Annotated in this window: 24 protein-coding genes and 1 pseudogene; 14 read left to right on the forward strand and 11 right to left on the reverse strand. The window is 60.6% G+C overall.

What is annotated here, in order from left to right:
• Window positions 1–26: 26 nt before the first annotated feature.
• The 5 genes from MUN79_RS03695 (at window position 27) to MUN79_RS03710 (ending at window position 3,822) form a co-directional block, all read left to right on the forward strand.
• The gene (locus MUN79_RS03695; protein ID WP_244676445.1) at window positions 27–1,553 is read left to right on the forward strand and encodes an N-acetylmuramoyl-L-alanine amidase; all 1,527 of its coding nucleotides are present in this window, start codon (window positions 27–29) and stop codon (window positions 1,551–1,553) included.
• Between the two features lie 133 nt (window positions 1,554–1,686).
• Window positions 1,687–1,962 carry a hypothetical protein gene (locus MUN79_RS03700; RefSeq protein WP_244676446.1) on the forward strand — a complete coding sequence of 92 codons (276 nt, stop codon included), beginning with the start codon at window positions 1,687–1,689 and terminating at the stop codon, window positions 1,960–1,962.
• Window positions 1,911–3,086 (forward strand): OFA family MFS transporter, encoded by a 1,176-nt coding sequence (locus MUN79_RS03705; RefSeq protein WP_244676447.1) that lies wholly within the window; start codon window positions 1,911–1,913, stop codon window positions 3,084–3,086. The genes MUN79_RS03700 and MUN79_RS03705 overlap by 52 nt, the downstream gene beginning before the upstream one ends.
• A gap of 92 nt (window positions 3,087–3,178) precedes the next feature.
• Window positions 3,179–3,265, forward strand: a complete 87-nt coding sequence (locus MUN79_RS32245; RefSeq protein ID WP_445991693.1) for an MFS transporter small subunit — start codon at window positions 3,179–3,181, stop codon at window positions 3,263–3,265.
• 101 nt (window positions 3,266–3,366) lie between these two features.
• Entirely contained in the window at window positions 3,367–3,822 is a 456-nt protein-coding gene (locus MUN79_RS03710) for a putative signal transducing protein (protein WP_244676448.1), read from the forward strand.
• 210 nt (window positions 3,823–4,032) lie between these two features.
• Here MUN79_RS03710 and MUN79_RS03715 read toward each other — a convergent pair whose 3' ends face one another.
• Both MUN79_RS03715 and MUN79_RS03720 read right to left on the reverse strand, forming a co-directional pair.
• On the reverse strand, window positions 4,033–4,365 hold the full coding sequence (locus MUN79_RS03715) for a MoeA family protein (RefSeq protein ID WP_244676449.1): 333 nt from the start codon (window positions 4,363–4,365) through the stop codon (window positions 4,033–4,035).
• Window positions 4,365–5,243: a molybdopterin molybdotransferase MoeA gene (locus tag MUN79_RS03720; RefSeq protein ID WP_244676450.1), complete on the reverse strand. Its 879-nt coding sequence runs from the start codon at window positions 5,241–5,243 to the stop codon at window positions 4,365–4,367. The genes MUN79_RS03715 and MUN79_RS03720 overlap by 1 nt, the downstream gene beginning before the upstream one ends.
• A 156-nt stretch (window positions 5,244–5,399) precedes the next feature.
• On the opposite strand from MUN79_RS03720, the gene moaC reads away from it, so the two are divergent.
• Window positions 5,400–5,891: a cyclic pyranopterin monophosphate synthase MoaC gene (gene moaC, locus MUN79_RS03725; protein WP_244676451.1), complete on the forward strand. Its 492-nt coding sequence runs from the start codon at window positions 5,400–5,402 to the stop codon at window positions 5,889–5,891.
• A gap of 642 nt (window positions 5,892–6,533) precedes the next feature.
• Entirely contained in the window at window positions 6,534–7,064 is a 531-nt protein-coding gene (locus MUN79_RS03730; RefSeq protein WP_244676452.1) for an NTP transferase domain-containing protein, read from the forward strand.
• Here MUN79_RS03730 and MUN79_RS03735 read toward each other — a convergent pair.
• The 3 genes from MUN79_RS03735 to MUN79_RS03745 all read right to left on the reverse strand — a co-directional run bounded on the left by MUN79_RS03735 (window position 7,061) and on the right by MUN79_RS03745 (window position 8,346).
• Window positions 7,061–7,552, reverse strand: coding sequence for a DUF1905 domain-containing protein (locus MUN79_RS03735; RefSeq protein ID WP_244676453.1), 492 nt, complete (start codon window positions 7,550–7,552; stop codon window positions 7,061–7,063). The genes MUN79_RS03730 and MUN79_RS03735 overlap by 4 nt on opposite strands.
• 3 nt (window positions 7,553–7,555) lie before the next feature.
• Window positions 7,556–7,972, reverse strand: a complete 417-nt coding sequence (locus MUN79_RS03740) for a molybdenum cofactor biosynthesis protein MoaE (RefSeq protein WP_244676454.1) — start codon at window positions 7,970–7,972, stop codon at window positions 7,556–7,558.
• Window positions 7,973–8,103: 131 nt separating this feature from the next.
• Entirely contained in the window at window positions 8,104–8,346 is a 243-nt protein-coding gene (locus tag MUN79_RS03745; protein ID WP_244676455.1) for a MoaD/ThiS family protein, read from the reverse strand.
• Window positions 8,347–8,476: 130 nt separating this feature from the next.
• Between MUN79_RS03745 and moaA the strand changes: the two are divergent.
• The 6 genes and pseudogenes from moaA (at window position 8,477) to MUN79_RS03775 (ending at window position 14,332) form a co-directional block, all read left to right on the forward strand.
• Window positions 8,477–9,483 (forward strand): annotated as a pseudogene (moaA, locus tag MUN79_RS03750) (GTP 3',8-cyclase MoaA).
• A 421-nt stretch (window positions 9,484–9,904) separates the two neighbouring features.
• On the forward strand, window positions 9,905–11,443 hold the full coding sequence (locus tag MUN79_RS03755) for a hypothetical protein (RefSeq protein ID WP_244676456.1): 1,539 nt from the start codon (window positions 9,905–9,907) through the stop codon (window positions 11,441–11,443).
• A gap of 273 nt (window positions 11,444–11,716) precedes the next feature.
• Window positions 11,717–12,589: an alpha/beta hydrolase gene (locus MUN79_RS03760; protein WP_244676457.1), complete on the forward strand. Its 873-nt coding sequence runs from the start codon at window positions 11,717–11,719 to the stop codon at window positions 12,587–12,589.
• Between the two features lie 102 nt (window positions 12,590–12,691).
• Window positions 12,692–13,249 (forward strand): RNA polymerase sigma factor, encoded by a 558-nt coding sequence (locus MUN79_RS03765; protein WP_244676458.1) that lies wholly within the window; start codon window positions 12,692–12,694, stop codon window positions 13,247–13,249.
• 4 nt (window positions 13,250–13,253) lie between these two features.
• Entirely contained in the window at window positions 13,254–13,544 is a 291-nt protein-coding gene (locus tag MUN79_RS03770; protein ID WP_244676459.1) for a hypothetical protein, read from the forward strand.
• A gap of 89 nt (window positions 13,545–13,633) precedes the next feature.
• Entirely contained in the window at window positions 13,634–14,332 is a 699-nt protein-coding gene (locus MUN79_RS03775; protein ID WP_262922982.1) for a ClpP family protease, read from the forward strand.
• Window positions 14,333–14,684: 352 nt separating this feature from the next.
• On the opposite strand, the gene MUN79_RS03780 is transcribed toward MUN79_RS03775, so the two are convergent.
• Window positions 14,685–15,893, reverse strand: coding sequence for a putative sulfate/molybdate transporter (locus tag MUN79_RS03780; protein WP_244676460.1), 1,209 nt, complete (start codon window positions 15,891–15,893; stop codon window positions 14,685–14,687).
• A gap of 85 nt (window positions 15,894–15,978) precedes the next feature.
• Window positions 15,979–17,088 carry a molybdopterin-synthase adenylyltransferase MoeB gene (gene moeB, locus MUN79_RS03785; protein ID WP_244676461.1) on the reverse strand — a complete coding sequence of 370 codons (1,110 nt, stop codon included), beginning with the start codon at window positions 17,086–17,088 and terminating at the stop codon, window positions 15,979–15,981.
• Window positions 17,089–17,265: 177 nt separating this feature from the next.
• Between moeB and fdhD the strand changes: the two genes are divergently transcribed.
• Complete coding sequence (gene fdhD / locus MUN79_RS03790; RefSeq protein WP_244676462.1) at window positions 17,266–18,135, forward strand: formate dehydrogenase accessory sulfurtransferase FdhD; 870 nt, start codon at window positions 17,266–17,268, stop codon at window positions 18,133–18,135.
• Window positions 18,136–18,337: 202 nt separating this feature from the next.
• Here the strand turns inward: fdhD and MUN79_RS03795 are convergent, their stop codons facing one another.
• Genes MUN79_RS03795 through MUN79_RS03810 form a run of 4 tightly spaced genes read right to left on the reverse strand, consistent with a single transcriptional unit; the run spans window position 18,338 to window position 21,906 of the window.
• Window positions 18,338–19,219, reverse strand: coding sequence for a hypothetical protein (locus MUN79_RS03795; RefSeq protein ID WP_244676463.1), 882 nt, complete (start codon window positions 19,217–19,219; stop codon window positions 18,338–18,340).
• Window positions 19,174–20,733, reverse strand: a complete 1,560-nt coding sequence (locus MUN79_RS03800; protein ID WP_244676464.1) for a hypothetical protein — start codon at window positions 20,731–20,733, stop codon at window positions 19,174–19,176. Before MUN79_RS03800 ends, MUN79_RS03795 begins: the two co-directional genes overlap by 46 nt.
• A 37-nt stretch (window positions 20,734–20,770) precedes the next feature.
• A complete protein-coding gene (locus MUN79_RS03805; protein ID WP_311136746.1) occupies window positions 20,771–21,340 on the reverse strand; it encodes a DUF4249 domain-containing protein in 570 nt (189 codons plus the stop codon).
• Window positions 21,241–21,906 carry a DUF4249 domain-containing protein gene (locus MUN79_RS03810; RefSeq protein WP_244676465.1) on the reverse strand — a complete coding sequence of 222 codons (666 nt, stop codon included), beginning with the start codon at window positions 21,904–21,906 and terminating at the stop codon, window positions 21,241–21,243. The genes MUN79_RS03805 and MUN79_RS03810 overlap by 100 nt, the downstream gene beginning before the upstream one ends.
• Between the last annotated feature and the right edge of the window lie 9 nt (window positions 21,907–21,915).

Here is a 21,915-nt window from a genome sequence, read left to right on the forward strand (position 1 = left end):
TCGGCGGGGCTTTTTTGCGTTTTTGTATGACTAGCTTCTTTTCCGGCCCCGGCCGCCTCTGGCTGCTTGTGCTGTTGCTGCTCGGCAGCTGGAGCCCGGCCCCAGCTCAGGCCCTGATTGAAACCGCCGAAACCGTGCCGGCCGTCAACCAGTGGCTCGGCCCCGGCGACCGGCTGCAGGTGCGGCTCAAAGGTCGGCCCGGCCAGCGCGTGACTTTTTTCAAGAACCTGCCCATGACGGAGTTGGCTCCTTCCCTCGTGAAAGGCCAACGCGGAATTTACCAGGGCACGTACGTGGTGCAGCCCGGCGACACGCTCCAGAACCGGCCCATTCTGTTTCAGGTCATGCGCAACGACACGGTGGCACTGGCGGCGGCTTTCAGCCGAACCAAAGTGCGGTTTTTAAGCCCGAATACGCCCCAGCTAGCCCTGACCAAAGGCGCTTTGGCCTACCTCAACTACGGCCTGGGCGAAGACCGGCTCGGCGGAGCTAAGTTCGGCTACCTCGACTCGGCCGTGGTGCTGCACCTCACAGGTATGGTAGGCAACCAGTACCGGGTGCGCCTGGCCGAAAACCAGCAGGCCTGGGTGCCCCAGGATGTGGTACGCCTGCTGCCGCCCGGTGGCTTCGTGCCCGCCTCGCTCACGGGCTCCTGCAGCGTATCCGGCGACTCGCTCTACGACTACGTGCAGGTGCCGCTGGAAACCCGCCTGCCCTACCGCTCCCAACTGCTGACCAACCCGACCCGCCTCGTGGTGGATATTTTCGGGGCTACTTCCAATACCAACTGGATAACCCAGCGCGGCGGCATCCGGGAGCTGGGCGACGTGTACTACGAGCAGCCCCAGCCCGACGTGTTTCGGCTGGTACTGCCCTTGCAGCACGCCCAGGCCTGGGGTTACGGCATTGAGTACCGCGGCACCACGCTGCGCATCCGGGTGAAGCGGCCACCGGCCAAGCTCACGCTCAAGGGGCTGACCATCGGCCTCGACGCGGGCCACGGCGGCAGCAATGTGGGCGCCACTTCGCCCAGCGGCAATCAGGAGAAAGTGCTGACTTTGGCCATTGCCCAGAAGCTGCGCCTGGAGTTGGAAAAAGCCGGCGCCAAAGTGCTGATGACCCGGGAGGCCGATGTGTCGGTGGAAAACGGCTCCCGGGTGCTGCGCATGCGCCAACTCAACCCCGATTTGCTGCTCAGCATCCACGTTAATTCCTCGGGCAGCGCGGCCGTGCAGGGCACCAGCACGTACTACCGCTACGTGGCCTACCGGCCGCTGGCCCTGGCCATTTACAATGAGGTGCTCAAAACCGGGCTCAAGGGCTTCGGCAACGTGGGCAGCTTCAACTTCAACCTGAATGGCCCTACCGAGTACCCCAACGCCTTGATTGAAACGGCCTTTGTGTCGAACCCCGACGACGAAAAGCGCCTCGTGGACCCCGCTTTTCAGCAGCAGCTGGCCGAGCGGATAAGGGCCGGCGTGGAGACTTTCCTGAAAGGCACCCAGGCCAAAGGTCCGCGGGGCTGGCTGCTGCACGAGCCCGCCCAGAATTAAACAATACCAGAATATCCCGTCTTACTAAGAACCTGGCCCGGCCCATACTGCTTTCGGCAGCGCCCGGCTAGGACTTACCAACCTTTTCCCGCTCTTTTCTATCCTCAACCTCACAACCTCAACCACAACCTTCATGGCCGATTCTTTTCTGGACCGCAGCCGCACCATTGCGCCGCCGGGCTACAACCGCTGGCTCGTGCCGCCCGCCGCGCTGGCTATTCACCTGGCCATCGGGCAGGCCTACGCCTTCAGCGTGTTCAACAAACCCCTGGGCGCCCTCATTAGCGGCAACGTGGACCAGCCCGCCCCGACGACTGGACGCCGGGCCAGATTGGCTGGACGTTTTCCATTGCCATTGTGCTGCTTGGCCTCTCGGCGGCCGTGTTTGGCAAATGGCTGGAGCGGGTAGGACCGCGCAAGGCCATGCTGGCCGCGTCTTTGTGCTTCGGCGGCGGCTTTCTGCTGGGCTCTTTGGGCGTGCATCTGCACAATATCTGGCTGCTCTACCTGGGCTACGGCGTCATTGGCGGCATCGGGCTGGGCATCGGCTACATTTCGCCGGTCAGCACGCTTATCAAGTGGTTTCCGGACCGCAAGGGCGTGGCTACGGGCATGGCCATTATGGGCTTTGGGGGTGGGGCCATGATTGGCTCCCCGCTGGCCAACAACCTGATGGCCCACTTTAAAGACTCGGCCCCGATGGGCGTGGCGCCCACGTTTATCGTGATGGGCCTGATTTACCTGGTTTTCATGCAGTTCGGGGTCTGGACCATCCGGGTGCCGGCCGACGACTGGAAGCCGGAGGGCTACGTGCCCAGCACCGAGCACAACGACCTGATTACGACCCGCAACGTATCGGCCGACAACGCCATCAAGACCCCGCAGTTCTGGCTGTTGTGGGTGGTGCTGCTCGCCAACGTGACGGCCGGCATCGGGGTACTCGAAACGGCCTCGCCCTTGATTCAGGAAACCTTCTCCGACTCGGCCATGGGCGCGGGCCGGGGCGTTACGGCGGCGGCCGCCGCGGGCTTTGTGGGTTTGCTGAGCCTGTTCAACCTGCTGGGCCGCTTCTTCTGGTCGTCGGCTTCCGACAAGCTGGGCCGTAAGATGACTTACGCCATTTATTTCGGCCTCGGCATTGCCCTCTACGCTCTGATTCCAAGCTTGGGCCGCAGCCTGCAGCTCACCTTGTTTGTGGTGGTGGCCTGCGTGATTATCAGCATGTACGGCGGCGGCTTTGCTACCATTCCGGCGTACCTGTCCGATTTGTTTGGCAAGTACCAGGTGGGTGCCATTCACGGCCGCCTGCTTACGGCCTGGAGCACGGCGGGCGTGCTAGGCCCGCTCATTGTGCACAGTCTGCACGAGGGTGCCAAGGCCAAGGGCCTGACCGGGGCGGCGGCTTACCAAAACGTGTTCTACACCATGGCCGGCGTACTGGTGCTGGGCCTGCTGGCCAACCTGGCCGTAACGGCCGTAAAAGACCAGTACTACGAAAAGGGCGACGTGACGCCCGAGGCCGGCGGCCACTAAGCCTGATTTTCTCACCTGTTACTTTCTTTTAACATGGATTCGAAACCAACCTCTTCTGCCGCCGCGCCTACCAAACCCGCCGTGGGGGTTCCGTGGTACTGGCCTGGCTCTACGTGGGCATTCCGCTGGCCTGGGGCGTGTCGCAAACCTTTATCAAGGCGCTGGCGCTGTTCAAGTAAACTGATTCCCAGAGGCTTTAGTCAAAATAAAAAGAGCATCCGGCCCGCCGCCGAATGCTCTTTTGTTTGTTACTTACTCTCTGACTTGTAGCCTTTCCCCCATGACCTTTGAGCCCGCCGAGGACCACATTGTGGTGCTTGAGTCCTTTGCTGACCCCATCACGGCCCACCTGGCCAAAAGCCGCCTCGAAGCCGAGCAGATTCCCTGCTTTCTGACCAACGAAAATCTGGTGTCGCTCAACCGGCTCTACGGGCCGGCTTCGGGCGGCGTGCGCCTGCACGTGCGGGAGCAGGACGTGGCCGCCGCCGTCGAGATTCTGCGCTACGAAACCGTGCCGATGACGGCCTCCCGAGCCGAGGATGAGCCCCAGCCCGACATCGTGCACTGCCCCCGCTGCGACTCCACCGACGTCGCCTTTGGGCCCGCTACGCGCAATACCTACAGCTTCCCCATGCTGATGCTCTCGGTGCTGCTGGGCTATCCGCTGCGCGGCAAACGCTACCATTGCTTTCACTGCCGCCACGAGTTCAAACGCTCGGAGGTGGAGAATTTGTGAGATGGTGAGATGGTGAAGTGGTGAGTTAAAAACTCGTGTCATTGCGAGGAACGAAGCAATCCGTCCTCTAAAATGTACTGCGCTTCCTAAACTGAAAAGCCCTTTCCTGTATTCAACAAGAAAGGGCTTTCTGGTAAAAGAGCGGGACTAGCTGCGTAGAGGACGGATTGCTTCGTCATGCTTCCTCGCAATGACAATTCGTTTACTGCTTCACCGAAACCGAACCAACGGAAAAGCGTCGCCGGCTTTGAACTCGGTGGGCTCGGCGGGCAGGCGCAGAAAACCGTCGCAGTGCAGCAGGGAGGCTAGGTCGCCGGAGCCGCCAATTTTCTGGGGATGACCCAGCAGGTGACCGTAGGGCGAGAGTTCTAGGCGTACGGGCAGGAAGTAGGCAATGCGGGGCGTGAAGCTGAAATCGGTGGCTAGCAGGGCCGTAGGCCGGGGCTGTTTGTAGTGGGGCTGCTGGCAGCGCTGCAGCCAGGGCCGCACGTACTGGTAGAAGTTGACGAAGGTCGAAACCGGGTTGCCGGGCAGGGCAAACACTACTGCGCCCCGGCTTTTTCGCCAAACCAGAAGGGCTTGCCCGGCCGCTGCTGCACTTCGTGAAAAATTTGGGTGACGCCCAGCTCCTGCAGCATGCTAGGCAAAAAGTCGGCCTGGCCTTTCGATACGCCCCCGCTTAGCACCAGGGCATCGAAAGCATCGAGCAGCGGCGGCAAGCCTCGGCGCAAGGCTTCCTGGTCGTCGTTGAAGTGAAATGCCTCACTCTCGGCCCCGGCTTCGTGCAGAGCAGCCTGTACCATATAAGCATTGGAGCGCCGGATCTGGTGGGGCAAGGGCATCTGAGTCAGTTCCACCAGCTCGTCGCCGGTGCTCACTACGGCCACCCGCAGCCGCCGGGCTACCTGCAGCGTGCTGGCCCCAATAGTAGCCGCCACCGCAATTTCGGCCGGACTCAGCTTCACCCCGCTGGGCAGCAGCAGGTCGCCGGCTTCGCGGTCGGCGGCCCGGTGGTGCACGTTGTGGCCGGCGTTGGGCGGCGGTATTTGCAAAGCGGCCACGCGCTGCCCATTCGTTTCGTGAAACTGTAGATCCTCGTAGCGCACCACCGTATCGGTGCCGGGCGGCAGGGCGGCCCCGGTCATAATTTCGACGGCCGTTTGGGCATTGGTCAGCGGCTGGGGCGGCATGCCGGCTAGTTGGGTAGCGCTGATGGGGAAAGTCGTCTGCCCCGCCGCCACATTTTCGAAAGCCAGGGCAATGCCGTCCATGGCCACGCGGTGAAAGGGCGGAAAGTCGCGGTCGGCGTGCAGGGGCTCCTGCAGCACGCGGCCCACGGCCTGGGTCAGCGGGATGGTTTCGGCGGGCAGGGGCCGGGCCGTGGCCAGCACCCGGCGCATTGCTTCTTCGACAGAAATCATCTTGCGGGGAAAATACGTTAGGAGCGCGAGGAAGGACAACAACGCAAAATACACCCGAATAGATGTAAGCCCGGCCGAGCTTGCCGGCTGGTTCGGGCAGTTTGTTGCAACTTTCGGCTGCGCTGCAGCTTTGTAAGCAGTTACCTTTTCATCGTCATGTCTGATTCTTCCCGCTCCCTGACCCACCTCAACGCCGCCGGCCAGCCAGCCATGGTCGACGTGGGCGCCAAAACCCCAAGCCGCCGCGTGGCCCGGGCCCGCAGCCGCGTGCTGCTGGGCCGCGAAATTCTGAGTCTGGTACAGCAGGGCGACCTGCCTACCCGCAAGGGCCCAGTATTTCAAACGGCTATTCTGGCCGGTATTATGGCCGCCAAGAAAACCGCCGATTTGATTCCGCTCTGTCACCCGCTGGGCCTCGACGACTGCCAGGTGCAGATTGAAGTGGTCAGTGAGGAAGCTATTCACATCATCTGCACCGCCACCGTAACAAGCAAAACCGGGGTGGAAATGGAGGCCCTGACCGGCGCCTCGGTGGCCGCCCTGACCGTGTACGACATGTGCAAGGCCCTTTCGCACGACATCGTGATTCAGGAAACCCGCCTGCTGGACAAAACCGGCGGCAAAAGCGACTTTCACCATGTCGACTAACCCCATGCCCAACGCGCCCAAGGCCCGCACCAAGCACGCGGCCCTCACCCGCCCCGCTGTGGGCGAGTTTGGCCGGCAGGAGCTGGCTATTCTGGGCGCACCCTGCGGCAAAATCAAGGAGCTGGTAACCCGGCTGTTGCCTCACCTGGCTCCGCAGCTGAGCGTGGGCTACGTGGATGCCGACCACGCCGCCGGCGACGAAGCCGACAGCGGCGGCGCGGGCGGAGCCAGCCCCATCATGCAGGCCGGGGCCAGCGCCGAGCTAACCGACAAGATTCACTTCCGCCGCGTAGACCAGCGCCGGGAGCTGGACAGCTTTGCCCAGAAAGAACTGCTGTTTCACCAAAGCCTGGTCTTGGTGAACGGCAACCACTTCCGAGCCAAGCAGCAAATCATCATCCTGGACCCGGCCAAGCCCCTGGACAAGAAGCTCGACCGGCTCACCGATGTGCAGCTGGTGTTGCTGCCCGAAGGCGTAACTGAGCTGCCGGCGGTATTGCAAACTCACTTTGCCGGTCAGCCTTCGATTCCGCAGCTGTCCCTAGCTGATACTGAAGCAATTGCCGAATTCATCCGGCAGTGGTGGCAACGCAGCCTGCCGCCCTTGCGGGGCCTGGTGCTGGCCGGGGCCAGAGCCAAAGGATGCAAACTGACAAGGGCCGCCTCAACTACCACGGCCTGGAGCAGCGCGCGTACGCCGCCCAGCTGCTGGCCCAGGTATGCACCGACGTTCACGTTTCCTGCCGCCCCGACCAGGTGGCCGACCTGCCCGCCGGCCTGCTGCCCCTCCCCGACCGGTTTCTGGACCTGGGCCCTATGGGCGGCATCCTCTCGGCCTTTCAGCTCGACCCCAACGCAGCCTGGCTGGTAGTAGCCTGCGACCTGCCGTTTTTGTCGGAAACCAGCTTGCAGCACCTAGTGCAGCACCGCAACGGGGCCAAGATGGCTACGGCCTTCCAAAGCCCCGAAAACGAGTTTCCCGAGCCCCTGATTACCATCTGGGAACCCCGCGGCTACGGCACGCTGCTGCGGTTTCTGGGCCTGGGCTACTCCTGCCCCCGCAAGGCGCTGATCAACTCCGACATCGAGCTGCTGGTGGCCCCGGACCCGCGGGAGTTGCGCAACGTGAATACACCCGAAGAAGCTGCCGCCGCCCATAACGAGTTGCGCTAAGGTTTGTCGCGGCCGATGAACCGTTCCTGCCCCAGCAGGAAGCGGATAGCCCGGTGCACGTTCCGCTCTACACTTTCCTCGCTTTTCAGAAAGGAAATATAGCGCACGATTTCCAGGCGTCGGGAGGCGGGCAGGCTGTGGAACACCGCCGCGGCAGCTTCGTTTTCGGCCAGGACCTGACTTAGCCGCGGGTGCATGGTCAGCTCCCGGGGCTGCGGGTCGTGGCGCAGGGTGAAGGTGGCCGTGTCGCCGACCTGCTTGCCAGCGGCCTGCCGCATCGGGCCGTTGAGGTAGAGCCGCCACTGCCCGGCGTATTTTACCAGGGTTTGGGGAAACGCGTGCCCGTCGATAGTGAGCTGCACCGGAATTGGGCCCGTGCTTTTGCCCGCCGCGGCAAACAATGCCTGCAGAAGCGGGTCGGGCACCAGCACGTACGGGTTGACGCCAATGAGCTCAATGCAAGCCAAAAACGGGGCCGATTCTTCCATAGGTTAGGGGTGGGCCGCTACCCACACGGAGCCGTCTTCGTACTCCTCTTTTTTCCAGATGGGCACCACCTGCTTGATGGTGTCGATGATGTACTGGCAGGCGGCAAAGGAGTCGGCGCGGTGGGGCGTAGATACGGCTACCACCACGGCCACGTCGCCGATGTCGAGGCGGCCTTTGCGGTGCGTTACGGCTACTTGCCGCAGCATAGGCCACTTTTCCAGGGCTTGCTCGGCCACGTGCTCCATCTGCCGGATAGCCATGGCGTCGTAGGCTTCGTAGTCGAGGCGCACCACGCGGCGGCCGGTGCTTTGGTTACGGACCGTCCCGATAAAGGTATTGACGGCCCCGGCCCCATCGTCCTGCACGGACGCCAGCACGGCGGCCACGTCGATGGGCTGGTCGGTAAGGTAGATGTGCATAAAGTGCTGTTATTTTCGCTGTCATCCTGAGCCTGCGAAGGACCTTATCACGTTGAAACAAGTTGTTCAACTGGTATAAGGTCCTTCGCTCTGCTCAGGATGACAGATGTTTTTGTTGATGCCCTGTGCCTCTATCCTCCACTTACGGGCGGAATCAGGGCTACTTCGTCGCGCTCCTGCAGCTGATACTCATCGGCAGCATACTCGCTGTTGACGGCTATGGCCAGGCTGCTTAACTCACTCAAAGCCGGATATTGGGTCCGCAGCTGACCCATCAGGCCGGCCACCGACTGGGTGGCGGGCGTGTCGAGGTCGAGCGAGGAGCTGCCTACTATTTCTTTGGCGATGCCAAAAAGCGCAATTTTCAGTTTCATTTGTTTGTCTATACTCCGGAGGCAGTATACGCGGCCGGCGGCGGAACAGAAAAGCCCGTTTCCGGTTTTTTGTTCTGAATCCCTTTCAGCGCGGTCTGCGTTGAGTAGTTAGTTGTATTCTCGCTGGTCTATGTCCGTTGTTTCTCCTGTTCTATTCGATAACCACGGCCGGCCGCTGGAATACCTGCGCCTGGCCGTCACGGACCGCTGCAATTTGCGCTGCTTTTACTGCATGCCCGAGGAAGGTATCCAGTATTTGCCCAAGCAGGAGCTGCTGACCTACGAGGAAATGGAGCGGGTAGTGGCCCTGCTGGCTGGCCTGGGCGTGCGCAAAGTACGCCTCACCGGCGGTGAGCCTTTCGTGCGCCGCGACTTAGTGCCCTTCATCGGCCGCCTGAGCGAAATCAACGGCATCGACGACATCAGCCTGACGACCAACGGCGTGCTGACTGCGCCCCATATTCCGGAGCTGGCCCGCCTGGGCATCCGCACCGTGAACCTGAGCCTGGACACGCTCGACCGGGCCCGGTTTGCCCGCATCACCCGCCGCGACGAGCTGCCGCGCGTGCTCGACACGTTTTATGCTCTGCTAGCGGCCGGTATCAAGGTCAAAATCAACGCCGTAGTGATGGATGGGCAGAACATCGAGGACCTCGTGCCCCTGGCCGAACTCACCCGCGACCTGCCTGTGGACGTACGGTTTATTGAGGAAATGCCCTTCAACGGCGGCAGCCACGGCGCCATCCAGATTCCGTGGAGCCACGTGCGCATCCGGGAGCACCTGGAACAGCACCTGGGTTTGCTTACGCCCATTGCCACCAAGCCCGGCGACACGGCCTCGCACTATACCGCGGCGGGTCACCAGGGCGCCTGGGCATTATTGCGGCTTACTCGCGCACCTTCTGCGGCACCTGCAACCGCCTGCGCCTCACGGCCGAAGGCGGCCTGAAAACCTGCCTCTACGACCAGGGCGTGCTCGACGTGCGGGCCCTGCTGCGCACCGGCGCCCCTGATGCCGACGTAACGGCCGCCTTAGCCAACGCCTTCCGCCATCGGGCAGCCAACGGTTTCGAAGCCGAACGCCAGCGCCCTGTGCATCAACTCAGCTTTGAGTCGATGAGCACGATTGGAGGATAAGAGGTGAAGTGGCAAATTTCGTTCTGCTACTTCGGGCTGTGGTTGGAATTTTAGACTTAGGCTACGTACCAACAAGCATAGTAGGACGTTCAAAGGAAGCCTTTTGCAAACCCTAACTCTTCAAAATCAGCGGGCCCGTCATGTTCGTCGAAGCATGATGGGCCCGCTGATTTCGGCCCGTACTACTATCGCCCACTAGGTACATCAAAAAGGCAATAGTGCTTACAGGACAAGTACTTGCCGCATAAACAGCAGCCCGACGTTATTATTATAACGTATTGCTATTCAATAGCATTATTTGAGGTATGTGGAAAAACACAATATTGTGCTGTCCACAATATGCTTGATTAAAACTCAGTGGTGGCACTGATTTTTTGTTGCAGGTCGGGACGTCGATTGCTCCTTCACACAGACAGTAGTCATGAAGCTCATTCAACAAGCCATTTCTCTTGCCGCACTCCTTTTAATGGGATCAACCAGCACGTTTGGACAAGATGCCCTAACCAGTAATAGCCAATCAGCAGTAGCTCAGTCAGCAAGTAGGCCTGTCAGTAGTGGCGGTGCCTCGGGTGGGACCAGTGACAGGAACGAAGATGGGCTGGTTACAAGTGCAAACTTTGCGACAGTGTATAACCAAAAGGTTACTCACATATTAACGGGTGACCGTAATGTAACAGCTATAGGCAATTACTTATCAATAAATATTATCAAACCCAGTGTAACCCTAAATGGGTTTATTCCTACGTTTAGCAAAAACACCTCTAATATATTAGGTAAAGTTCGAGAAAAGGACCGTTTGACCGGCTTTTTCTCCGGAAACGCAAATGTTTCAATAGTAGAGAACACCGTTTCTTTGTTTCAGAACAACAAAGTAAATAGCAATGTTGAATTGAAGCTTGGTTATTCATTTGTTGTATACGATGCATTTTGGTCGTATGGAAGAGACAGAGAAGCTATAGCCAAAGCACGCACAGAGGTGGAAGCGCACTATCGTACGTTGACGGACCGGGAGTTACTAGAGAAACAACAGCTAAATGCTTTGATAAAGCAAGTACAGGCGCAAATAAAAGAAATCACTGATTCACTCCGTGAAGATTCTGTAACAGAAGATGAAATGGAGGCGTCACAACTAAACAGCTACGTGGCTAAGAAAATTTATGAAAAAGACTTGCTGCTTAAATTAGCCGCCCTTCAAAGTAGTATCGACAAGAAGAAGATCGAAAAAGCGAGGAAGGACTCCGTTTTAAAGGTTGACCTTAAAGCGCGTTGGTCAACTGTCGAGCTAATGTGGATAGATATTTTGCCCGGTGGCAAACAGCAAAAATTTTATCTTTATGACGAAAATGCAACGTATTCTAAGCAAGTGATTGAGAAAACAAGGTTCAATGGACGCCTTGCTTTTGCATTCAACAGATTTGTTGATTCTAGACACCCTGGCTATAAGAAATGGAACGGATTGATGCGGTTGGAATATGCTGCTACTAAATCAAACAATATTGCTTCCTTGCAAGGAATGGATATTTCCAGCAAAACAAAAATAGACACTTTTCAAAGGAGCCGTGAAATTCTTGAAAAAGTCACTGCTTATAAAATCACGCAGTATAAACCAAGCAAGTATCACGATATTCGGTTTGATTGGGTAATTCCAATGGATACAATTAGCCGCATTAACCTACATCCGTATTTTCTTTTACAACACCCTTTTGACAAATGGAGGCTTAATGACATTAAGCGTCATAGAGCAACACAAAACGCTGGAATGGGCTTTATAACCACTCTGAAAAATAAAGAAAACACCAAAGTAAATTTTAATATTGAGTTATACTTTGAATTGCGTGACATATCAAACACAGCGGAAAAGATGGACCCAGCTATCTTGCCCGAGGACCGGACTAAAACTTTTCAACGTAATGAATTTGGTATCCGTGTGACAACTCCCTTCGGGTTTACCAAGCAGTAGCGAAGTAAGCCTTTTCAGCAGAGCCCGCGCCAATGCAAAAGCCCCAGATTTTGGCCTGGGGCTTTTGCATTGACCCGCCAGCAATAAACCCAAGCATTACATTTTTTTGATTTTAACCGGGCAACTAAACGTTCCAGGGCCTTACTCCGGCGCCTGCTCACCAGCAAAACAGCTACTCCAATCTGTGCCCCACGGACCCGCCGGGCTGGCGCAGGTCGTACGCCAGCAGCCTTTCAGCAAAGGAAGAGCATTCAGCATATCTCAGAGGACGAATTGCTTTGCCTTGCTTGCAACGATGGGAAGGAAAAGCGGCGGAATCTGGGGAAGTTCGTATTCTTAGGCTGCTATGAAAGTCTTGTTCGGAATTGTTGGGTTTGTGGCGCTGCTGTACGTGGCGGTGCTGGTGGTGCTGTATTTCAAGCAGGAGCGGCTGCTGTTCTTTCCCACCAAGCTGCCGGCCGACTACCGCTTCAGCTTCGCTCAGCCCGTCGAGGAGCGCTGGATAAAGGCCTCCGACGGCACCCGCCTGCACGGCCTGCTCTTCCCTGCCGACTCGGCCCGGGCCTTATTTTCTACCTCCACGGCAACGCCGGGGCTCTCGACAGCTGGGGCGACGCGGCCACGCTCTACACCCGCCTGGGCTACAGCGTGTTTATGCTCGACTACCGCGGCTACGGCAAAAGCGGGGGGACCATCAGCAGCCAGGAGCAGTTCCTGAGCGACGTGCAAACAGCTTACCAACAGCTGCTGCCCGAGTTTCCTGAAGAGCGCACTATCGTGCTGGGCTACTCCCTGGGCACGGGCGCGGCGGCCTGGCTGGCAGCCCAGCAAAACCCTAGGCTCCTGCTGCTGCAGGCGCCCTACTTCAGCATGCGGGCCACGGCGCGGCAGCATTACCCCTTCGTGCCGGGCTTTATCGTGCGCTACCCGCTGGGTACCGATGCGGTGCTGCCCCAAGTAAAATGTCCCATCGTCATCTTCCACGGGGAGCACGACGAGGTCATCGACTACCAGACCACCATGCAGCTCAAGGCGCTGCTCAAGCCGCAGGATCAGTTTATTACCCTGGCCGGGGCAGGCCACAACGGCATGACCAGCAACCCTGAGTACCAGGCGCATATTCGCCGGATTCTGGGCGGACAGTAGACAGCTACGAAATATTTTCGGCGGCCTTGGGGTGATAGTTGCCCCAAAAGCGGATTAACTACCAGAGCGGCACTTCTTCACTCACCGGTCCGGCTTTCACTTATGCATACTTCGGCATCTCTTCGGCAGGCTCTGCGCACCAATCGGGAACAAACCCTGACGCAGATTTACCAACGGACGTTCCCATTGGTGCGCCGCCACGTGCAGCAGCACGGCGGCTCGGCCCAGGATGCCAAAGACGTGTTTCAGGATACCCTGGTAATTTTTTACGAGAAGGCCGTGGCCGACTCGTTCGTGCTGTCCTCCTCCGTAAGTACCTATTTAGTAGGCATTAGCCGCAACCTGTGGCGGCGGGAGCTCAGCCGGCGCGGGCAGCTGCCCCTTACCGACCTAAGTGAAGAGCACACCCAGGTGCAGGAAGAAGCCGAGCCCAGCGCAGAAGGCCATGATTCGCTGCCGGTGCTCGACTATGTGGAGCAGCTCGGGGAGCGGTGCAAAAGCTTATTGCTGGCTTTTTACTACTTCCAGCAGCCCCTGGAGCAGATTGCCGGAACTCTGAACTACGGCAACATCCGCTCGGCCACAGTGCAGAAATTCAAGTGCCTGGAGCGGCTGCGCAAGTCGGTGCGGGCGGTAGTGGCCAACGCCTTAGCCCAGTAACGCTATGCGCCCCGTCCTGGAACGCCTACAGCTCATTGAGCACCACCTGCTGGGTTGCCCCACAGCCGCCGAAGCGGCCCAGTGGCAGGTGCAGCTGCTCACCGACCCCGACCTGGCCGCCGACGCGGCCACCCAGCAGCAGCTTTATCAGGCCCTGCACGAAGCCGGCCGCCAACAGCTGCGCCGGGAGCTGGAACTGATTCACAGCCGCTTCGAGCGGCAGACCCGGCGGCGCAGCTGGCTGCAAACCGCCACCGAACACCTGCGCCGGGCGCTGAAGCGGCCCCGCCGCTAACCCTTTCTTTCCCCGATTTATTCCCGCTGCTCTGCCTTGCAATCAAGGCAGCCAGGCTTCCTAGGTCCATTTTTTACCCGTCAATTGCCATGTTACACTCCCAGGAATTCCGAAAATTTGCCGTGCAGGGCCAGGGCTTATCCGGCTCTAGCATCGACCGGTACCAGCACCACATCGAAGGCCGGTTTTATCCCCAGGTCACGGGCATGACGCGCTCCGTCATTGAGGAGCGGCCGACGCGCTTTGCCGAAATAGACGTGTTTTCGCGCCTGATCATGGACCGGATTATCTTTCTGGGGCAGGCCGTCGACGACAATATTGCCAACATCATCACCGCCCAGCTCTTGTTTCTGGAGTCGGTGGATGCCAAGAAGGACATTTTGCTCTATATCAACTCCCCGGGCGGCTCGGTGTACGCCGGCCTGGGCATCTTCGACACGATGCAGTACGTGAATCCCGACGTGGCCACCATTTGCACCGGCCTGGCTGCCTCCATGGGCGCCTTTCTGCTGACTGGCGGGGCCATCGGCAAACGCTCGGCCTTACCCCACGCCCGGGTCATGATTCACCAGCCTTCGGGTGGGGTGCAGGGCCCTTCAGCCGACATTGAAATTACGGCCCGGGAAGTGGTGAAGCTGCGGCAGGAGCTCTACAGCATCTACGCCGAGCGTTCCGGCAAAACCTACCAGCAAATCCACGACGACTCGGACCGGGACTACTGGATGCGGGCCGATGAGGCTCGGGAATACGGCCTGATTGACGAAGTGCTGGAAAGGAAAAATTCCTAGGTTCAACCTAGGTAGCACCGCTCATGTCAGATCATTTTTCGGAGCCAAAGTCAGAGTGGATATATGCATTGACTGACTTGAAACCAATAAATGAAGCTCCAGAATTAGGCACTGGGGATTAAGGCTTTGAATGACCAAATGTAAGGCCTCTGCATTTCCGGAGTGCCTGATTTGCTTGTGGTAGCGGGTCCATCTACTGGGAGAATTGGCGTCGGATGGTGGCTCATTTGCGAACCGAAAATCAAACACCATATTTTCTTCCATATGTACGTAACCCGGAAAAGGCTGTGGGCCAGCTTCTATATGGGTTACTTGCCAAAATTGGGGTAGCGCGGTTGTGTTCATAGGCTTTTTACTTGCCCAAACCCGCCCAGCCGCGGCGCATGGCGTAGTACACGGCCGTACCTACCACCAGGCCCACGAGGTAGCCGTAGGGCAGGCCGCTGCAAAGCACACCCACCAGCAAGGCCACCAGCAGGTCCGGCTTGGAGCTGGTCAGGTCGCGGAGCAGGGCGGCCAGGGTCAGGGCTTCGAAGAGCAGCAGCACGCCTAGAATAGGCAAGGGAAAAATCTGGACGATGTCGGCGAAACCCTGGCTGAAAAACAGGCCCAGCACCAGAAACAGCCCGCCGTAGAGAATAACCGAGCCCCCGGTCCGGGCCCCAAACGCGTAGTGACCCACCATGCCGCCCGAGCCGTGACATACCGGAAAGCCCCCAAAAAACGGCGCTACCAGATTCATTAGCCCGTAGGTAAAGCTGATTTGCCGCACCGTAACCTGCTTTTCGGGGTAATGGTCGTGAATCACCTGCCGGGTGGCCAGAATGGAGTTGCCGAGCGACAAGGGAATCTGGGGCAGGGCCAGTAATACGGCGCCGGTCAGAATATCGGCCTGCTGCGGCACGTGCCAGGTGGGCAGGTGCAGGCCCAGAGCCTGCTGGGCAGTAGTTAGGTCGAGCTTGAAAGCCAGGGCATAGATGATTCCTAGCGTAATAACCAGCAGGGAAGCCGGCCAGCGCCGGTTGCCGAGCAGCAGCACCGTGACGGTAAAGGCCGCGGCGGCCAGGGCGTAACCCGGCAGGCCGTCGGCGGGCACGTATTCCTTCAGGGCCAGGGTGGAAAGCTGCAAGGCCAGCCCAAACTGAATGCCGCGCACCACGGGCTTGGGAATCAGCTTGGCCAGGGCGTCAATCAGGCCGGTGACGGACAAGAGCAGCATGCTTAGGCCAATGGCCAGCCCCCCACCGAAGATGATGCGGCCGGGAATTTTCTGGGCAATAACCAGGGCGGCAAAGGCCTTGAGCGGCTGCACCGGCATGGGCATGCCGTACCAGAAGCCCGAAAACATCTGCAGCAGCCCGAATACGATGAGCAGTCCGGCACTATCCACGCCCGAGGCCGCAATGACGCCGATAAGCAGGGGCAAGTCGGTGCCCAAGTCCCCGAAAGCCCCCGCCAGCTCGTTCCGGTCGAAGCGGATGCGGCGGGTGGGCGCGGTGAGAGGCGAAGTGTCGGAGGGGAATGGAGCGTGGGCAAGGCAGGTACTACTAGCGCGAACCACAAGGCTCGCAGAGCTGAACGACAATCGTTGGTACTGGCGCGGGGATGCACAAACGGCAAAGTTCGCGCGGTCGGTTGCGCTACAATCAGGCCGTGGGCATGGCCGGGTCGAGCTGCTCAGCCCAGGCCTGAATACCACCGGTAAGGTTGGTCAGGTTGTCAAAGCCGTGGTCCTGCTGCAGTTGGGCTATGGCCTGGGCGCTGCGCCGGCCGCTGCGGCAGTACACCACAATGGGGTGGTGGCGGGGCAGCTCGGCCACGCGCTGGGGTAGGCTGCCGAGCGGAATCAGGGCGGCGCTGGGCAGGTGACTGACGGCGTATTCCTCCAGCTCGCGCACATCCAGCAGAAACGGCGGCGTCTCGGAGCTGAGCAGCTCGTCTAGCTCGGCGGGCGTCACGCTGGCAATGGGGGCTTGGCAGAGCTCAGCGTAGTCGGCCGGGTCGGCGGAGTCGAGGTTGATGGCGGCCCGCTCGGGCTGGCGGGCAAAGCGCAGGGTGCGGGTCTGGAACGTGAGGGCATCGAACAGCCAGAGCCGGCCAGTCAGGATTTCACCCAGGCCCAGAATTACTTTCAGCGTTTCGGTGGCCTGAGCGCAGCCAACGAGGCCCGGCAGCACGCCCAGCACTCCGATAACTGAGCAGTTGGGCGCCTCGGCAGCCGACGGTGGCTGCGGGAACAGGCAGCGGTAGGTGGGCCCGCCTTGGTAGTTGAACACCGACACCTGACCCTCGAATTTATAAATGGCGCCCGAAACCAGGGGCTTGCCTAGGCTCACGCAGGCGTCGTTGAGCAGGTAGCGGGTCGGAAAGTTGTCGGAACCGTCCACCACCACATCGTACTGGGCCACCAGCTCGCGCACGGAGGCTACATCCACGCGGCGGGGCGTTACCTCGCAGTTGACCAGCGGGTTGATGCGCTGCACGGCCCGGGCGGCAGCTTCCGCTTTGTACTGACCCAAATCGGCGGGGCCAAAGAGTACCTGGCGCTGCAGGTTGCTCATTTCCACCTGGTCGCCGTCGGCAATGCCCAGCGTGCCCACGCCGGCGGCGGCCAGGTACTGCAGAATGGGGCAGCCCAGGCCGCCGGCTCCCACCACCAGCACCCGGGCAGCCTTGAGCTTTTCCTGCCCGGCCTCCCCTATTTCGGGCAGCTGCAGGTGGCGTTGGTAGCGTTGGCGTTCGTCGGGAGTAAGCACGGGAAGAATAAATAAGAAGTACCAGATAAGACGAGGGGTAGGCAGGGCCGCCCGCCATTTCGTTCTGGCTTTAAACTTACAGCTTCGCTTAAAAGTTAACCTTTCCCCGGCCACGCATCCGTAAAGAGCGGTGGCCCTCGACTGCCCCATTCCTACTTCCCAACTAGCAACTCTACCGTGGAAACCTTCCTGCCGCCTACCAGCTACGACTACCTCACGGTGCACAAGGTGACGGGCGCCGAGCTGACCGAAGCTTCTGATGTGGTAGCCGCCGAAGAGCCCCTGGAAATCCGCCTCGGTTTTGGGGCGGCCGGGCAGCGGGAGCACCGCACCCTAGCCATTACCATGCGCACCCCCGGCCACGACATGGAGCTGGCCGCCGGCTTCTTGCTCACCGAGGGCATTATTCAGCGTCGGGAGCAGCTGGCCGGCATCCGCTACTGCCCCGACGTGACCAAGGAGGAGGAGCGGGAAAACGTGGTGCGGGCCGAGCTGGCTGAGCATGTCGACGTGTCGATGCCGCGCCTGGAGCGGCACTTCTACACCTCTTCCAGCTGCGGGGTGTGCGGCAAAACCAGCATCGACGCGGTGCACGCGGCTGCCTGCCCGGTGCTGCCTACCAATGGCCCGTACGTGTCGCCCACCGTGATTCATGAGCTGCCGGCCCGGCAGCGGGCGGCCCAGGCGCTGTTTGAGCAAACCGGCGGCCTGCACGCGGCGGCTCTGTTTTCGCCCGAAGGCGAGCTGCTGCTGCTGCGCGAAGACGTGGGCCGGCACAACGCCCTAGACAAGGTAATCGGGGCGGCGCTGCTGCAGGAGTGGCTGCCCCTGCACCGCACGATTTTGCTGGTAAGCGGGCGGGCCTCGTTTGAGCTGGTGCAGAAGGCGGCCGTGGCCGGCATTCCGGTACTGGCCGCCGTGGGGGCGCCTAGCTCTTTGGCCGTGCAGGCCGCCCGGGATTTTGGCATGACGCTCTGCGGCTTCGTGCGCCAGGGCCGCTACAACGTGTACTGCGGCGAGTGGCGCCTGCAGGCCCGTCCGGAGTAGGCCCGACGGAGGGCTTCCGAAGTCCTCCGGGTAGCTTCCGAACCTACCCGGAGGACTTGGGAAGGGGTCTGGAGGGGTTCGGAAACTCTAGGTATAGCTTCGAAAGTCCTCCGGGTGACTTCAGAAGCCCAATGGGTAGGTTCGGAACCTATTCAGACCCCTGCGGAAGACCTGCGGACCACTTCCGAAGGGGGCAGGCTTTCTACAAAGCGGCTTTTACTTCAAACGTAGCGCTGGTGCTGCCGGCCTGGCCGCTCTGGCTGAGGCCCTGCACTACTATCCGGTACCGGCCCACTTGGTCGGAAGTGAAAAAGGTAAGCGTGGGGCTGGCTCCCGGACGGATAGTTACGTCCGGATTCCAGTAGAGCAGGTTGCGGAAGTCGGGCCGGCGGCTTTGCTGCTGCTGGGGCGTCTCGTAGCGGGGCGCGTAGAACTCGCGCTGCCCCTGCAGGCCCTCGTATTCCTGGAGCAGCACGTGGGTATCGAGTGGAAAGCCGGCCAGGTCGCCCTTATAGGTGGTGTAGCTCACGATGCCGTTGTAGAAAAAAGCCCCCACGAAGTAGCGCTTGGTCACGACGTCGAGCTTCTGCACCTTCAGCGGGTCGAAGGCCATGATTTTGTTGGTGTCGAACACGGGCATGCCGTCGAGCAGCACCAGCGGGTTTTCCAGGGCGTCGTGGGCGTTGGCATTGGGCAGCAGGAAGTGAAAGCCGTCTTTGCGCAGGCGCACAAACACGCCGGGCACGTACTCGCGCATCACTTCCTCCATCACCTTGAAGCGGGTGTAGGCATCGAGCATGTACCGCTCATTGGGCTTGCCATAAAACGCCAGACTGTCGATGCGCGGCAACTGGTAGCGCACCGGCGGGCCGCTGGCAAACTGCTGCTGCACCTGGGCCTGCACGTGGCGCCGCCGCAGGCTGGCCGCCAGCTGCTCGGAAAGCGTGAGTCGGACCGGCCGGCCGGGAGCGTACTGCTCGGAGAAAGGATTGAGGATTTCCACCCGGTACACACTGTCGCGCGTGGGGTTGGGCTGGGCTACCAGCTGCCGGGTACCGTACCAGTCGGCCGTTTCGAACTGCACGCTGCCATCGGCCCGACTAACTGAATTGTACAGCTGAATGGCCCGGCTGGGCGCCGCCAGGTAGATAGAGATGCCCGGAGCCGGGCCCCCGTGCGACTGTCGGTTACCCGCCCGCGCACCAAATGCCCGTTTAGCTCGGGCAGATAAGCCGGCGGCGCGGGCTGAGCGGCCAGCACGTCGGCCCAGCGGAAACGGCTCCAGCCTTGGGTCAGCATCAGGTTGTCGGCCGCCTGAGCCGCTTCCGCGGAATGGGTGGAGCAGTAATACTCAGGGTTTTCCACCGCGCCCTTCAAATCGGAAGTCAGCCACAGGTAGCTGGCCGCGTCGGGTCCGCCGGCCTGCGACAAAGAGTCGAGCTGGTACACGGCCACCGACACGTTTGCCGGAACCGTTTCGCCCGTGCTTAGCTGCAGGCTCACCTTCTGGCGGCTGGCGTACTGACTTTTATCGGGCTGGGCGGTAAGGGCCAGGGTGGTAGTTGAGGCCCGGAAGTAGAGCCGCTCGCACACCGGCTGCCGCCGGCTGTTGAACAAGGTGAAGTGGGTAACCCCGGCCGCGAGCTTGGCTTTTTCCACCACAAAGACGGCCTGCCCCTGGCTGAGCGGAGTACCGGCCGCTACGGCCACCTGCTGGCGGGTGTGGCCCAGTAGGTACAGACTTTCACTGGCCAAGGCTGCCCCACTGGTTTGCACTACTACGCGCAGCTGCTCCGGCCCGGCCTCTTCCAGCCGGAGCACGTAGCCCTGCTCCCGCACCGCCGGCAATGGGCTGGTAATGGTTTGCCCGCTCCTCAGCCGGATGACGGCCCGGTAAGCGGAGCCCGCCGCCATGGGCGTAAACGAAAAGCTGCCCAGACCAAACCGCAGCGTCTGGAAACTGCCCACGCTCTTGCCACTGGCATCCAGCACGTTGCCCTCGGCGGCCACTCCCCGGCCCTGGCGGTCGGTTATCTTGAAGCCCACTTTGCTGCTGATACCCTGCACCAGGTAGCCGCCTTCGGGAAAAAACTGCGGGTCGTAGCTTAGGGCCGCCGGGGCCGCGGGCAGCCCCAGCGGCGTGCGGGTATTGACGATGGTAACCGGGCAATGAAAGTAGAATTCGGGCCCAAAGTTCTTCATCCAGCTCGTGTAGGCCCGCACCGTGTAGGTGCCGGAGGCCAGGGCTGCCGGCAGCACGAAGGAGCCCTGGCCAGTGGCGCGGCGCAAGGCAATTTTGGCTTGTAATACGGGCCGCTGCTCGGCATCCAGCACTTCCACATAGGCCACGGTGCTGGCCGCCAGCGGCCGGTGGCTCCGGCCATCCACGGCATAGAGCTTAAACCACAGCGTTTCGCCACTCACGTAGCTGGGCCGGTCCAGGTGGGCAAACAGCTTTTCCGGGGGCAGGCGCTGGCTGTAGCGGGCCAGGCTGCGGCCCAGCTGGGGCAAAGAGTCGAGCTGGGCCAAAACCGGGCTGCTGCACAACGCCAGCAGAGCGGGCAGCAGGCGGGCAAGAAATGTCGGGGCGAAAGTCACGGAACGGCTAAGTATACAGGTAGAAAAGAAGCCGGCACTACTGCCAGAAGTCGGGCCGCTTGTTGGTGCCTCGGCGCCGGCAATCCACGCAGTCGGCCGGAGCGCCGGCATACCCCAGCAGCAGGCCGCCCATTGGCGAATAAACCCCATATACCGGCAGCACGGCGGGGCTGCTAAAGTAGGCCGACACGTCTCTGAGCAGGACGGTATCGGGCGGCAGGCAGCTGTACCCGTTGAGAAAATTGGTGGGCGGCAAATCCGAGCTGCTAATGAATATCCGCTTCTCGGTGACGGTGCTGGCTCCCACGTACCCAATGACGGGCTCCGACTCGTCGGTCAGGCAGCGCACGTTGCCGGTCAGCTGGGTGGGGGCGGGGTCGAAGAGGCTGCCCAGGTTTTCGGTGGTAGCCTTGAGCTGCTCCCAGTAGGCGTACTCCTCGGGCGTCTGGGCAAATTGCCGCACCAGCAGGCTGTATTTAAACCGCAGCTTGGTTGAGTTGGCCGGCATCAGCAGCAGCGGAAAGTCGGATACGACATCCTGACTGAGTCGGGCCGTGGAGCTGAGCTGTATGGCCGTGGAGCCGGCGGTGCCCCAGCACGTGAAGATGTCTTCCGTCCGGGGCGCATGCTACCGTTAACGTACTCGATAATAGACCGGTAAGCCGACTGAAATTCCCAGGTTTCGGTGTAGGTCCAGCGGTAATAGCGCGTGTTATTGCTAGCGTCGCGGCTGTTCACATACACCTGCAAGCCCCGGGGCTCCAGCGCCCACGTCACCCCGCCGATGGGCGGCGTCGCCTTACCCGTCACCAGTTCGGAGGCATATTCGCGGCCCGCCGCGGTGCGCACCCGCACCCGGTACTTGCGGGCTGGGCTCAGCGCCAAACTCGCGGAAGTGTAAGTGCCCGGCGCCGGCTCGGTGAGCGGGTAAGGCGTGCCGGCATCGTCCTGAATGGAAACTGTGGCCTTGGTTTCTACCACCGGAGCGGCCGCGCTGGCCACGTTCTGGGTGCGCGAAAGTCGAATAGTCGTTACGCCACTGAGGTTGATGGAGCCCGCCACTACCAGGTAATTCTGGGGCGCATTGATAACGTCCGGCTCAAACGGGTCGACGCAGCCGGGCAGGGCTAGCAGCAGCACGAGCCATAACAGGCAGGATTGCAGACGCGGCATGGAATAGGG

It is taken from the genome of Hymenobacter cellulosilyticus, from assembly GCF_022919215.1.
Lineage (GTDB): Bacteria > Bacteroidota > Bacteroidia > Cytophagales > Hymenobacteraceae > Hymenobacter > Hymenobacter cellulosilyticus.

What these genes read in the sequence shown, in the direction of transcription:
- MUN79_RS03745 (WP_244676455.1), bottom strand. Translation starts at nt 8,346, where the DNA reads ATGAAACTGAAAATTGCGCTTTTTGGCATCGCCAAAGAAATAGTAGGC.
- MUN79_RS03810 (WP_244676465.1), bottom strand. Translation starts at nt 21,906, where the DNA reads ATGCCGCGTCTGCAATCCTGCCTGTTATGGCTCGTGCTGCTGCTAGCC.
- MUN79_RS03720 (WP_244676450.1), bottom strand. Translation starts at nt 5,243, where the DNA reads ATGATTTCTGTCGAAGAAGCAATGCGCCGGGTGCTGGCCACGGCCCGG.
- MUN79_RS03755 (WP_244676456.1), top strand. Translation starts at nt 9,905, where the DNA reads ATGAAGCTCATTCAACAAGCCATTTCTCTTGCCGCACTCCTTTTAATG.
- MUN79_RS03700 (WP_244676446.1), top strand. Translation starts at nt 1,687, where the DNA reads ATGGCCGATTCTTTTCTGGACCGCAGCCGCACCATTGCGCCGCCGGGC.
- MUN79_RS03770 (WP_244676459.1), top strand. Translation starts at nt 13,254, where the DNA reads ATGCGCCCCGTCCTGGAACGCCTACAGCTCATTGAGCACCACCTGCTG.
- moaC (WP_244676451.1), top strand. Translation starts at nt 5,400, where the DNA reads ATGTCTGATTCTTCCCGCTCCCTGACCCACCTCAACGCCGCCGGCCAG.
- MUN79_RS03775 (WP_262922982.1), top strand. Translation starts at nt 13,634, where the DNA reads ATGTTACACTCCCAGGAATTCCGAAAATTTGCCGTGCAGGGCCAGGGC.
- MUN79_RS03740 (WP_244676454.1), bottom strand. Translation starts at nt 7,972, where the DNA reads ATGCACATCTACCTTACCGACCAGCCCATCGACGTGGCCGCCGTGCTG.
- MUN79_RS03695 (WP_244676445.1), top strand. Translation starts at nt 27, where the DNA reads ATGACTAGCTTCTTTTCCGGCCCCGGCCGCCTCTGGCTGCTTGTGCTG.
- MUN79_RS03730 (WP_244676452.1), top strand. Translation starts at nt 6,534, where the DNA reads ATGCAAACTGACAAGGGCCGCCTCAACTACCACGGCCTGGAGCAGCGC.
- MUN79_RS03735 (WP_244676453.1), bottom strand. Translation starts at nt 7,552, where the DNA reads ATGGAAGAATCGGCCCCGTTTTTGGCTTGCATTGAGCTCATTGGCGTC.
- MUN79_RS03765 (WP_244676458.1), top strand. Translation starts at nt 12,692, where the DNA reads ATGCATACTTCGGCATCTCTTCGGCAGGCTCTGCGCACCAATCGGGAA.
- MUN79_RS03710 (WP_244676448.1), top strand. Translation starts at nt 3,367, where the DNA reads ATGACCTTTGAGCCCGCCGAGGACCACATTGTGGTGCTTGAGTCCTTT.